Below are 13302 nucleotides of genomic sequence, written 5' to 3'. Positions count from 1 at the left end.
TTCACTCCTCGTCAGGTGAATCCCGCTGAGCGGCAAGCCAACGCGTGCCCTCGTCGAACGCATGCAGGGTCGAGCGACCCAGAACGGATTCGGCCTCGACCACAGTGATGCACGGAGGAAGCCCGACTTTCTCGCGATACCTGCTCATCAGGACCGGATCCACACCACTGACGTACAGGTGCCCGCCTCGCTCGTCGAGTCTCCTCGCATACTCGACCAGGGCTTTCATGAACGTGACTCCGACGGTGACGCGTCCGCGCAGCCGCAGCACCACCACAACCCTGTCCGCCGCCGACGGCAATTGGTTCGCAAAGTTGTGTGCCCCCGCGTAGAGCAGACTCCCGTAGACGTCGAGCACTGTGACGTGATCCGAGTGCAGCACGATGGGTGGGTCGAGTTCGCGGAGCCCGCCGTCGTCGGTCGGTTCGAGCTCGACGATGCGCATATCGATCGAGTCCCTGTTGAGCTGTAGCACCAGCGACAACGCGACACCGACACCCACCGCCGTCGCCACAGGAAGCAGCAGGGTCGCGAGCGCGGTGATCAGGAGGGTCACGCGCCCGATTCCGCCGGCGCGGAACACCGATACGATCTCGCGCGGGCGGATCGACATCACGGCGGCGTAGATCAGCAGCGCGGCCAGGGCCGGCATCGGAACCCGTCCGATCAACCCTCCTGCCACAAGGACGAGCACGAGCACGAACACACCGCGGAACACCGCGGCCCACCTGGTGCGTGCACCCAATGCGATATTGAGGGAGGTCGCCGACACGGAGCCCCCGACCGGCATCCCCTGAAAGAAGCCGGACGCGACATTGGCGAGCCCCTGCGCCGAGAAATCACGGGAGACCGCATTCGGTCTCCGGCTCGGTTCCGGTACGGATTCGCGGACGCCGACGCCTTGAACCAGCACGATGAGCGCGACAGATGCTGCGCCCGCGATCAATTCGGGGGTCAGCAGCGAAAGTTCGGGTATTTCGGGCATCGGAAGGCCTGTCGGGAGGTCACCGGTCTCTCGAACCTGCGCGACATCGTCGAACCAGGGGAAGAAGACGATGACACTGGGAATCGCGATGGCCCCGAGCGCACCGAGCGCGACGAAACGGGTCCGGCCCAGCACGCCCACCACGGTCAGTGCCAGAGCGCCGCACACCAGTGACGCGAGGTCGATGTGTCCGAGTTCCGTCACGAGGTCGAGCGCCTTGGCGAACGCTGAGGGCCCGCTCGTGGAAACGCCGATCATCGTCGGGATCTGGGAAATGAGGATCGTCGCGGAGATCCCCGTGAGGAATCCGATCATCACCGAATGCGAGATGAAGCGTGTGTAACGAGCGACGCGCAGTGCCGCTGCTGCCCACATGAGCAGGCCCCCGAGGATCGTCAGAAGGATCAGCGCCGAGTCGCGGTTCTGGGCGGGAACACTCTCCAGAGCCGAGCCCGTTGCGAGGGCAGCCGCACTCGTCGTGGTCACGACCATCAGGGGGGTGGAGGTGGCGAGTCCTCCGAAGAACGCACCGGATGAACTTGCATAGAGGCCGTAGACCGGGTTGACGCCGGCGAGCAGACCACAAGCCATCCCGTCCGGGATCGACGAGATGGCCCCGCCCAGTCCGGCCACGGCATCGCGCAAGGTGTGTGCACGCCGCGGACCGGCTTGCTTCGCCGGCACTGTTCCTCCTCGGCTCGTGGCCTGCACCCACCGTCAGGCGGCACACACAACCGTAGTGAGCGCGACTCTCCTGTCGGCTCACCCGGCGAGGATGAAATGCCATCGTTGTGGAACCCTTGCTGCATCGTGCGCTCATTCCGTTCATCCCCCGAGATCGGCTCGACTGCGATAAATTCGAACGCGGGGGACAGATCCTAGGAGAAGACATCTGACAATTTCTTGAATGGGAGCCGCGGTGCTGCTCATAACCAGCGACGACAGTTCTACAGGAACCGCAGGCCGAGGCGTTCGATCGATACCCCGGCTCGCAACCGAGCCGGTCCACCGGCATCAACTGTGCGCCCACTTCGAGCGTGCCCGGAAGCTCGGCGGGGGTGTCGTGCTCGTGTGCGGCATGGCCGGAACCGGCAAGACCGTGGCAGTAACCGAATGGCTGCGCTGCGCTCATCTGCCTGCATCGCAGACACAGGTGGCATGGGCGACGCTCTCCGAGGAACACAACAATCCCCGTGCATTCTGGGACGAACTCCACCGGTCGTTCGGCGATTCACCACCCTGCCACGGCGACCAGGCACCGAGGACGCGGGCAGAGATGTTCGCGCAGTGGCTCGGTGCGAACGATGGTCCGGCCGTGCTCGTCCTCGACAACGCTCATGCCGTCCACGACCCACTGACGCTGTCCGGGCTGGCGCATCTTCTCGAGATACTTCCCGAGCACGTCACCGTGGTGCTGACCTCCAGATTTCCACCGCCGATACCGTGGCACCAGCTGGATCTGACCGGAGCTCTGGTACGGCTCGATGATGCCGTCCTGGCGTTCGACCGCGACGAGACCCGTCGTACGCTCACGGCGGGCAATGTCGTGGTCACCGACGACGAGCTCGATGCGGTCGTGGCACTCACCGGCGGGTGGGCCGCCATGGTCCGCTTCCTCGCGCTCCTGTTGTCGGCGCGCGGCGACAGCAGAGAGATCCTGGAGTCGGCCACCGCATCGGATCATCCGGCGATATCCGATTTCCTCGTGGGAGAGCTACTCGACAGCATCAGCGCGGAGCAACGCGAGTTCCTGATGCGGACAGCGGTTGCCGATTCGTTCGATGTAGATCTCGCCACCGAACTCGCAGGCCCCGAGGCGGCACGGATACTCGCGGAGATCCTCGCCGCATATTTTCCGATGTCGCACACCGGAAGCGCCGGATCGGAAATCTACAGTTACCACCCGCTCATGCGTTCACACCTCAAAGCCGAACTCGACCGGATGCTCGGTCGTGACGGGGTCCGCAGGCTCGAACTCAGGGTCGGTGGTTGGTATTCCAGGGCCGGCGACCCGGTCCGGGCCATCCGATATCTCACCGCCGCGCAAGATCGCTATGCGCTGTCCAAATGCATCCTCGACCTGGGGCCGAAGGCGGTGTTCGGACCGCACGGTGCCGCGTTTCTGAAGGTCCTCGATTCTGCACCGTCCGACATCGCGGACGACCCCTTCGTCCATCTCTTGCGCAGCGTGCATGCGCTGGCGCTCGGCGTTCCGGTCGAAGCCGAAGCATTTCTCCGCGCCACGTCCGCCCGCTCGTCTTCCGTCTGCCCCGCAGAAGTGTTCGACCGTTTCCATCACGCCGTCGAAATCGACATCCGCAGCGCACTCGGAGACGAGGTCGTCGATGTCTCCGCACCGGCAGCACCCGGGGGCCATCGCGATATCGAGTCCTATGTCGCGGTCCAGCAGTCTAAGTGCGCAATGATGACGGGTGATCCAGGCACGAGTGATCGTCTCCGCGCCGCCGTCAGCATGGCCGAGCACGCCGGCAGCATTCGCCCTCATTTGGAGGCGCTGATGCTGCTCGCCCTGAACGAAGGTACTCGTGGGCACGTGTCGGCGATGGGTCCGCGCGCGCTCATCGGTGTCGAATACGCGCGGAGTGTCGGCCTGTCGGGGTCGGGCGATGCCGACCGGTGCGCGGTGATGTGCCGCTACCATCACTTCCTTTGCGGAACACAAGCGCCGGAAGGAATCGATCGGCCGCTCGCAATGTCCGTCGGCAGCGATGGTCTGGCGTCGCCTCTCGCGGGGTGGGACAGCTACGCGATGTCGCAACTCATCGACTTCCACCGGACCACCGACAAGATCGCAGCTGCCCGCGATGTCGCCGACGTGGTCCTGACCGCTCTGGCCGACTCTCGGATGGGCGCCCGGTCAGCGCCGATCATTCCGTTCGCCACCCGAGTACTCGTGGCCGTCCACGAACTCGACCAGGCTCAGCGGATCATCGAGGAGGCAACAAGAGTTCTGGGGCGACGCCCCCACTTCGACCTCGCCGCTGCAACAGTCGAACACGCTCGTGGGCGCTCGGCGCGTGCCCGGGAGCTGCTGGATTCCGTCCTGGACCATCGGCTCGACCACGGGGTCTCCGAGGTCGAAGCCCATGTATTGCGAGCGGTCCTCCGTGCAGCGTCCGACCACGAATTCGGGGCCTACGACGATCTCGAGACCGCGCTCACCCTCGCCGAACCCGAGCACCTGGTCCGGCCGTTCCTCACCATCGGTGGCGCGGTGGCGCTGCTCGACACCCACAGTGGCCGCTTCGGCAGGCTGGATCCGTTCGTCGAGAGAATCCGGACGCACCCCGACGCGCCCCATGCTTCGACGAACGTCGTCCTCACGCCCGCAGAAGCGCGCGTGCTCAAACAGTTGCCCTCTCCGCAGACCACTCAGGAGATTGCGCATGCTCTGGCGCTGTCGGTCAACACCATCAAGACACATCTCCGAGGCGTATACGGAAAACTGGGAGTGTCGTCGCGGGGAGATGCCATCACAGCCGCTCGGCTGACCGGTCTGCTGTAGTGCAGCCGTACCGGTCAGCCCGAGAGGCCGGACAGAAGTTCAGCGATCGGGGTCCCACGTCGACACGGCCCAGATCACGACGATGTCCAAGGCGATGATCAGGATCGACCACATCGGGTAATACGGCAGCCACAAGAAATTGGCGATGATCGACAGGCAGGCGAGTACGATCGCCGCGAAGCGTGCCCATGTGGCCCCCGACATCAGCGCAAACGCGGTGATCACCACGAGAATGCCGACGATCAGATGGATCCAGCCCCACGCCGTTGTGTTCAACTCGAATATGTACTCGGCGCCGACCACGAACAGTTCGTCGGTGGCGATAGCAGAGATCCCCTGCAGGATCGATACCACGCCGACGACGAGCAGGATGAGCGCAGCCGCGATCGACGTGCCGGCCGCGAAACCTTGTTTGACGCCTCCATCGGACGAAGACATAGTCGATTCCCTTCGTGTGTGATTCGGACCTGAGCACGGTCCGTCACGCTCCATTGCACGCGGTCGCCCAGGGATCTCACATCGCCCGCGACAGGTGATCTCTCGAGGTTCACCACTTACGGGTGAAGCGCAATCGTCGCCGGGCGCGACATTGTGGGGTGCACCACGAGAGGAGCGGCGATGCAGCCAGATTCGTGGCCGAAGGGCGTGCGATATTCGTTCACCGTCGCCGGCACGCTGTCCGAACGCACACTCACCGCGTTTCCGGAACTGCACGTGTCCGACATTCCCGGTGCATACACCATGCTCTACGGCTCGATCGCGAGTCCGACCGAGTTACGCGGGGTACTGGCACGATTCGATGCACTGGGGATCACCCTCATCGAAATGAGCCGACTTCCCGACTGATCGAGAGAGGATTCGCTGAATGTCCCAGTACAATCCGGACCCTGCGACGAACGCGGTGGACGTAAAGAAGCTGTGGTCGGGTGGCCTCGCTACCGCCGTCGTCGCAGCTCTCGCGGCCGTCGTAGGACTACTCGTCATCCGTGAACTGCTCGACGTCCCGGTGATCACGCCGGAAATACTGTTCGGGCGCTCCCAGGCCGCCAACCTTGCGGTGTTCGCCGCCATTGCGGCACTGGTAGCGACAGGCCTACTCCACCTGCTCATCTTGTCGACACCGCGTGCCACGAGTTTCTTCTCTTGGATCTGCACTCTCGCCACCGTCGCCGTAGCGCTGTGGCCCTTCATGTTCGACGCGACCTTGGCGTCGAAGGTGTGCAGCGCCGTGCTCTACCTTGTCGTCGGTACCGCAATCGTGTCGCTCCTGTCGGGTGTCGCACGATCGGCAGCGATTTCCCGACCTATCGGTCGATGAGGAGCAAAGGCGAATTCACCTGCAATAGGTGATGGCACTGCACGGAGATGGCAGCACGATCGATACATGACGCAACATCAGGACGCCACAACCACTGTGTCGAACAAGAATTCGGAAGCACAACGAACCCTTCCGTTCTCGGACACTCAGGACTTCTCCGACGCCGAGCGCGGGTTCATCGCCTCCCTGGAGCCCGGGGTGGTCAAGGATGCGTCGGGGAACACCGTGTGGGACAGCGATGCATTCGCGTTCCTCGAAGGAGAGTGCCCGCCCACGGTCAACCCGAGTCTGTGGCGCCAGTCGAGGCTCTGCGCGATGCAGGGGCTCTACGAGGTCACCGAAGGTATCTACCAGGTTCGCGGACTCGATCTGTCGAACATGACCATCGTCGAAGGTGACACCGGCGTCATCATCATCGATCCGCTCATCTCCACCGAAACCGCCGCCGCAGGACTGGGCCTGTACCGCGCGAACCGAGGAGAGCGTCCCGTCACCGGCGTGATCTACTCGCACTGCCACATCGATCATTTCGGTGGCGTCAAAGGTGTCACCACCGAAGAGGATGTCCAGGCGGGACGCTGCCCCGTGGTGGCCCCCGTCGGGTTCGTCGAACATGCGGTCGCCGAAAACGTGTACGCGGGTACCGCAATGGCGCGGAGGTCCGCGTACATGTACGGGGCAGCACTCCCGCGTGGCGCTCAGGGATCCATCGGTGCCGGCCTCGGACCCACGAACTCCACCGGCACGCCGACGCTCATCCCCCCGACCGTCCACATCGATCACACCGGACAATCCGAGGTGATCGATGGGGTGCGCGTCGAATTCCAGCTCACGCCGGGCACCGAGGCTCCCGCGGAGATGAACTTCTACTTCCCCGACAAACGTGCATTGTGCATGGCCGAGAATGCGACCCACACCCTGCACAACCTCCTGACGCTGCGCGGTGCGCTGGTCCGCGACCCGCACGTGTGGTCGAAGTACCTCACCGAGTCGATCAACCGCTACGCATCGCGCACCGATGTGCTGTTCGCGTCGCACCATTGGCCGACGTGGGACACCGAGCGCATCACGGACTTCCTGTCGGTTCAGCGCGACCTCTACGGCTACCTCCACGATCAGACGCTCCGGGCCATGAACAAGGGGTCCGTGGGCATCGAGATCGCCGAGGACATCGATCTGCCTCCGGCGATCGAGACAGCCTGGCACACGCACGGCTATTACGGCTCCGTCAGTCACAACGTCAAGGCCATCTATCAGCGCTACATGGGTTGGTTCAACGGAAATCCGGCAAATCTGTGGGAGCATCCGCCGGTCGCGTCCGCGAAGAGACACGTCGAGTTCATGGGCGGCGCGCAGGAAGTCATCGCCAAAGCACGCCGTTCGTACGATGAGGGTGATTTCCGCTGGGTGGCACAAGTACTGAACTACGTGATCTTCGCCGACCCCGACAACACCGAGGCGAAGGCACTGCAGGCCGACACCCTCGAGCAGCTCGGCTACGGTTCCGAGAACGGCACCTGGAGAAACTTCTTCCTGATGGGCGCGTACGAACTCCGCAACGGAGGCATCGGGACGCCGTTGTCGACGGCGTCCCCCGACATCGCCGGCGCGCTCACCGTCGATCAGGTCTTTGACGCCCTCGCGTTGAGGGTCGACGGCCCCCGGGCGTGGGATGCCCAGATCACCATCGACTGGCGAGTGAGCGATCAATCGATCACCCATCGAGCTCAATTGCGAAACGGGCTGCTCGTCCATTTCGATCTCGGGGACGCCGATCTCCCGGCGCCGGATGCCACCTTCACACTCACGAATCGTGAACTGCACGAAGCCCTGCTCGGGGGCGCGGATCTGAATGCCATGATCAAGGAAGGATCGGTCGAAGCAGACGGCGATGTCGCCGCATTGTCCGAACTGGTCGGATATCTCGATTCACCCGATCCGGACTTCGCGATCGTGACACCGTAGGCACCACGGAGGGGCCCCTGACGAGTCACATGTGACGTCCGGGGCCATGCCGTACCTACTCCACTGCTCAGACGACTCGGCAGAGGCCACCCATGAACCTACTCATTCTCGGCGGCGACGGATTCTGCGGCTGGCCGACCGCGCTTCACCTCTCCGCGCACGGACACGACGTCACCATCGTCGACAGTTTCGTTCGACGACGAATCGACGACGAACTCGGGGTTCGGTCGCTGACACCGATACGTCCACTGCCCGAGCGCCTCCGATCATGGAGGGACGTCACGGGCAGTGAGATCGACTTCGTGGAAATGGACCTTGCCGAGGACTATTCGTCATTGACGGAGCTTCTCGCGACGAAGCGGCCGGATGCCGTGGTGCATTTCGCCGAACAGCGTGCAGCGCCCTATTCGATGAAATCACCGGCCCACAAGCGCTACACCATCCAGAACAATCTGGCCGTCACCCACAATCTCCTCGCAGCCGTGGTGGAGCTCGGGCTCGACACCCACATCGTGCATCTGGGAACGATGGGGGTCTACGGCTACGAATCGGTACCGATGGATCTTCCCGAGGGGTATCTGACCGTCTCGTACCCCGACCGCACGGGCCGGAACCACAGCAGGGAGATCTTGTATCCCACACAGCCGGGCAGCGTGTACCACCTGAGTAAATCGTTGGATCAGTTGCTCTTCCAGTTCTACGCGAACAACGACGGTCTCCGCATCACCGACCTCCACCAAGGAATCGTGTGGGGCACGCAGACCGACGAGACCGCGCTCGACCCCCGGCTCATCAATCGCTTCGACTACGACGGAGACTTCGGAACCGTTCTCAACCGGTTCCTCGTCGAAGCTGCGATCGGATATCCCCTGACCGTCCATGGGACGGGCGGACAGACCCGCGCCTTCATCAACATCCGCGACACGGTGCGCTGCATCCGGCTGGCGGTGGACTCGGGTGCAGAGGTCTCCGGGCGCGTGCGTGTGATGAATCAGGTCTCCGAGACCCACCGGGTATCCGATCTGGCCTACCTCGTCGCCGACCTCCTCGGCGCCGACGTCGAGACCGTATCCAACCCGCGCAAGGAAGCCGACGAGAACCAGCTCGAGGTGCGCAACGATCATCTCTTGGGCCTCGGGTTGCAACCGATCAGCCTGTCGACGGGCCTTCTGACCGAATCGGTCGAGATCGCGCAGAAGTACGCGGATCGAGTCGACACCGATCACATCCGGTGCACCTCGTACTGGAACCGGGACCGAAGAGACGCTGCGGAGGAGGTCGCACATGGCCGACGATGACACACCGCCCGAGAAAGCGGAACCGAAGAAAGCGGAATCCGGTGAATCGGATACACCGGACTACTTTCCCGGAGAGAAGGAACGCTCCGTCCCCACGTCTGCATGGTGGGTGCTCGCAGTCGCGGTGGTATTGCTCCTGGGGTTCGTCATCGTCCGCCCCCTGTGGTTCGGCGGCGCGGACGACAGCACCGCCCCGTTGTCCGTTCCGGCCGACCGCCACTTCACGAAGACCCTCGCCGGACTCGGCAGCGAGGACGGCACATGGCTGACGGACTCCTCACCGTCGACGTCCTTCCTCGTCTCGCTCCCGGTCGACTCGGAACGCGAGCAGACCCGCCTGCATCTGACCGGAACCACGCAGGTCGCCGAGGACAGCACCGTCTTCATGAGCGTCGCGATGGACGGCCAGCAGGTCTACGAGAGCGAAATGCCGCGAGGCAACATCGACCTGGATGTGGGGATCGACATTCCACAGCGGACCGCACAGGACGGGCAGGTTCGTGTCCGGGTCGAGACCCGCGGAATCCTGCACACCGAGGTGTGCACACCGGAGGACTCCCCCGGCATGGTCATCCACCTCGATCCCGGAACGGTGGTCGAAGCAGCACTCTCGGAGCCGATCCGCACCGTCCGCGATGCCGTCTCGGCGTTGGGCCGCGACCTGACCGTAGTGCTCACCGATGAGAGCGACGAATGGCGATCGACCGCAGCCGATATCGGAATCGCCATGATGCAGTCCGGGTACGAGATCACCTACTCCGACCGGATCCCGGAATCCGGTCCCGGCGACACACTCTTGGTCGGCCCAGCGGCGAGTCTCACCGACGTCACCGGCTGGAGGAGCACCGACACCGAAGGTCAGGGAATCGTGCTGGGCACGATCGACGAGACACCCGTGCTCGGCGTCGTCGAACCCCTGGCCGACCTCGCAGCACTCTTCCTGTCGACGCCGGTGGCGACCACGGCCGACACTACGGCCACCGATCCACGTGCACTCGCTACCGTCCCCGCCGGAGATCCCGCAGGACTCGGTGCGCTCGGAGCAGACATCACAGAAACCGAGATCACCGAGAACCACAGTTGGACCGCACGGTACTCACTTGCCGACCTTCCGGGCGGGCGCCTTCCCGAAGCGGTGCGAGTCGATCTGCGGATGCCGGCGTCTCCCGCGGATCTCACCTGGATCCTGAATGTCAGCCTGAACGGGCAGCTCGTCGAGAGCAGGCGGCTCGACACACCGGATCCTGTCGTCGTCCCGCTGCCACCGACCGCACAGCTGCTCGACAACAGACTCACGCTCACCATCCAGCGCGATCGCGACCTCGGAGGGTGCGACGTGCGTCCCACAAGCTACCCGATCCAGCTCCTCGACACGTCCGCACTCGTACTCGGCGACGACCCCGGGGCGGGGTTCACCGCGATACCCCGCAGCTTCGCGGCCGGTTACGCCGTCTATGCCCCCGGCACCGAGACGACGACGTCGGTGGACCTTCTCAACGCCATGGTCCCCACATTGTCCGAATTCTCTCCGGCACAGCAGTATCCGGAGTACCACTGGAACGCATCGCCCGCCCCCGGCGAACCCTTCGTCATGATCGGGCAGAGCCCCGAGGTCAACACGCTCGCGCATGTCCAGGACGGCCGTCTCACCACCGGTGACGACAACGCTCCGCTCCTGGACCTCACCTCCTCCGAGGACGGAACGGTGATCCAGTGCGCCACCGGCCCCGGTGAGGGCGCAGGATTGGCGATCCAGGCATCCGGCGATCCGTCGCAGGTTCAGCTCGCGCCGTTCGGGCGGGAGTGTGTTCAGGTGGCAACCCCTGGCGGTTCCGTCACCGTCGATGCCGAAGGTGCGCTCGTCTACACCGAGTCTCCGCGCTCGACCGCTCCGCGATGAGCGCCGAACTGCGGGCAGCACAGAACCATACAGCGATTGCCGACCACTACCGGTCGGCCGACAGCGCACCCGCGAAGTACGCGGTCGACCGCCCGGCCAGCGCAAGCAACGGTTTTCTCATCACCTTCGCCGCGATCTCGGTCCTCGCGCTGACGATTCTGACCGTGCTGGTGAAAACGGGCATCGCAGACCTGAACGATCCTGTTTTCTGGGCACACGACCGAGGTGACGTCGCGGTGCCCACCCGCCTCTTCATCATCGTCTTCTTCCTCACCTACGCTGTCTACGCGTATTCGAACAGGTGGCGACGACTGCTCATCGGAGCGTCTCTGCTGGGGAAATTCGCCCTCACGTGTTTCGTGGTCGACCTGATCGGCTGGGGGCTCTATGAATTCGGCCTCGTCGCATTGTCGGTCTTCACCCAGCAGGTGATCTCCGCGCTGTTCGCCCTGGCGATCTTCCCGCACACGATCATGCGGCAGGCGAAGCTTCCCCCCGCACGGCACGGCCCCATGAATCCCAGAACACCGCCGAGCGCCTACCTGCGGTTGTTTCTCTGCATCAGCCTTGCCATCGTCGTGGCAACCTTGTTCGAGGTGTTCTTCCTCAACGCTGTCCTCGACCTCAAGAAGTTGGCGTTGCTGGGCGGGATCGGACCGGGAGTCTTTCTCGTGCAACAGGTATTCGCAGCATTAGCGTCGTTGCTCGGCTGGCGGATGCTGGCACGCTCACGCCGACACAGCTTCTCCCCGCCGCTGGCAGTGCTCATACCTGCACACGACGAAGCTCACGATATCGCAGCCTCCATCTTTGCGGTCGACCGCGCCGCAGCCACCTACCCCGGCCACATCCACCTCTACATCGTCGACAATGCGTCGACCGACGACACCTTCACGGTCGCAGAGCAAGCGATCGCCGAATGCAACGTCATCACGGGTGTGGTCCTCGAATGCGCTCAACCAGGCAAGGCGATCGCGCTCAACATGGGCGTCGATCACATCACAGAAGAGTTCCTGGTTCGTATCGACGCCGACACCGTCATCGCCCCGGGATGCCTCGAGATCGCTCTGCGTCACTTCGCAGATCCGGCGGTCGGCTCGGTCGGCGGGTTGCCGCTGCCCAAGACTCAGGAGACGTGGATCGACAAGGTGCGCCTGGTCGAGGTGCTCATGCGACACGGCTTCTTCCAGGTCGCGCTGGGCGGGTATCAAGGATTGATCGGAGTACCCGGGATGTTTTCGGTCTACCGTCGAAGTGTGGTGATGCAGGTGGGCGGCATCGTCGAGGGAATGAACGGCGAGGACACCGATATCTGTCTGCGAATGAACTCGGCCGGCTACCACACCGTCTCGGATCCCAAAGCGATCTACTACAGCGAGACACCGATGTCGTATGCTCACCTCCGCGAACAGCGCATCCGATGGTTCCGCAGCATTTATCACATCACCGCGCACAATCGCGATGCGTTGCTCTACCCCCGATCCATGGCCGGGACGTTCGTTCTCCCGTTCCAACTCGTCAACGCGGCCCGGCGCGCGATGCTCGCACCGGTTCTCATCTACGCCGTCCTCGTCGAGGTCGTCTTCCGCTCGACCTTCGGGGATCTACGCTGGCAGCCCGTCGTCGCGACGATCCTGGGAATGCAGATGCTCCTCGCATTCATCGTCTGCTTCATGTGGTGGCGCAGGTCGGTTCGACACATCCCCGCCTACCTCCTGTTCCGATTCTTGCGCAGTTACTTCACGATCGGGGCGGCGTTGAGTCTGGTCTTTCCCCCACTCGAACCACGATGGCCGGGTTCCGGTACCAGCGGGAAACAGCGAACCTCATCCGAATCAGGTGAAGCGCGGACAAGGACATCTTCGGAAGGATCGAGCACATGACGCAGCCAGCCGCCATCGGACCCGTCGAAATGGTCGTCCTGTCCTTCCCCGGAACTCGGATCGATCCAGCCGTGACCGCCGCCTTCGGCGAAGTGGTCGACCGCGGGTATGCCACGGTGCTCGACCTCATCTATCTGGCAAAAGATGCCGACGGCTCGGTCACCCAGATCGAGATCGACGAACCGCTCTCCGAAACCGGGCTCGACGGACTCACCGTCGACCCACTCGGTCTGGTCAGCGACGACGACCTCGAGGTCGTCCGATCCTCGATGGAGCCCGGTACGTCGGCGGTGGTGATCGTGTACGAGGAGACATGGGCACGCCAGCTCGCCGGCGAGGTACGGGCTGCCGGGGGCGAAGTCGAACTTCACGTTCAGGTACCGAGAGATGCGGTCGAGGCTGCATTGTCGGCAACGTAGAGAAAGGC

General features: G+C 63.7%; 10 protein-coding genes. 8 read left to right on the top strand and 2 right to left on the bottom strand.

Translation table 11 applies throughout. The annotated features are described in order from the left end of the window. Position 1: 1 nt before the first annotated feature. Positions 2-1669 carry a SulP family inorganic anion transporter gene (locus Q7514_RS04470; RefSeq protein ID WP_330132062.1) on the bottom strand — a complete coding sequence of 556 codons (1668 nt, stop codon included), beginning with the start codon at positions 1667-1669 and terminating at the stop codon, positions 2-4. A 223-nt stretch (positions 1670-1892) separates the two neighbouring features. On the opposite strand from Q7514_RS04470, the gene Q7514_RS04465 reads away from it, so the two are divergent. Next, positions 1893-4511: a LuxR C-terminal-related transcriptional regulator gene (locus tag Q7514_RS04465; RefSeq protein ID WP_330132061.1), complete on the top strand. Its 2619-nt coding sequence runs from the start codon at positions 1893-1895 to the stop codon at positions 4509-4511. A gap of 39 nt (positions 4512-4550) precedes the next feature. Here the strand turns inward: Q7514_RS04465 and Q7514_RS04460 are convergent, their stop codons facing one another. Continuing rightward, positions 4551-4949 carry a DUF7144 family membrane protein gene (locus tag Q7514_RS04460; protein WP_330132060.1) on the bottom strand — a complete coding sequence of 133 codons (399 nt, stop codon included), beginning with the start codon at positions 4947-4949 and terminating at the stop codon, positions 4551-4553. A gap of 180 nt (positions 4950-5129) precedes the next feature. On the opposite strand from Q7514_RS04460, the gene Q7514_RS04455 reads away from it, so the two are divergent. The 7 genes from Q7514_RS04455 to Q7514_RS04425 all read left to right on the top strand — a co-directional run bounded on the left by Q7514_RS04455 (position 5130) and on the right by Q7514_RS04425 (position 13294). Beyond that, positions 5130-5357, top strand: a complete 228-nt coding sequence (locus tag Q7514_RS04455; RefSeq protein ID WP_330132059.1) for a hypothetical protein — start codon at positions 5130-5132, stop codon at positions 5355-5357. A gap of 19 nt (positions 5358-5376) precedes the next feature. After that, the gene (locus Q7514_RS04450; protein WP_330132058.1) at positions 5377-5829 is read left to right on the top strand and encodes a DUF6069 family protein; all 453 of its coding nucleotides are present in this window, start codon (positions 5377-5379) and stop codon (positions 5827-5829) included. 66 nt (positions 5830-5895) lie between these two features. Then, complete coding sequence (locus tag Q7514_RS04445; RefSeq protein WP_330132057.1) at positions 5896-7794, top strand: alkyl/aryl-sulfatase; 1899 nt, start codon at positions 5896-5898, stop codon at positions 7792-7794. 92 nt (positions 7795-7886) lie between these two features. Beyond that, a complete protein-coding gene (locus Q7514_RS04440; protein WP_330132056.1) occupies positions 7887-9092 on the top strand; it encodes an NAD-dependent epimerase/dehydratase family protein in 1206 nt (401 codons plus the stop codon). Continuing rightward, the gene (locus Q7514_RS04435) at positions 9079-10992 is read left to right on the top strand and encodes a hypothetical protein (protein WP_330132055.1); all 1914 of its coding nucleotides are present in this window, start codon (positions 9079-9081) and stop codon (positions 10990-10992) included. Before Q7514_RS04440 ends, Q7514_RS04435 begins: the two co-directional genes overlap by 14 nt. Continuing rightward, complete coding sequence (locus Q7514_RS04430; RefSeq protein WP_330132054.1) at positions 10989-12875, top strand: glycosyltransferase; 1887 nt, start codon at positions 10989-10991, stop codon at positions 12873-12875. The genes Q7514_RS04435 and Q7514_RS04430 overlap by 4 nt, the downstream gene beginning before the upstream one ends. Beyond that, complete coding sequence (locus Q7514_RS04425; protein ID WP_330132053.1) at positions 12872-13294, top strand: DUF6325 family protein; 423 nt, start codon at positions 12872-12874, stop codon at positions 13292-13294. The genes Q7514_RS04430 and Q7514_RS04425 overlap by 4 nt, the downstream gene beginning before the upstream one ends. Positions 13295-13302: the final 8 nt, after the last annotated feature.

The sequence above is a fragment of the Rhodococcus artemisiae genome (assembly GCF_036327795.1).
In the GTDB taxonomy this organism is placed as follows: Bacteria; Actinomycetota; Actinomycetes; order Mycobacteriales; family Mycobacteriaceae; genus Rhodococcus; species Rhodococcus artemisiae.
This window is presented reverse-complemented; position numbering and strand designations above follow the sequence as displayed.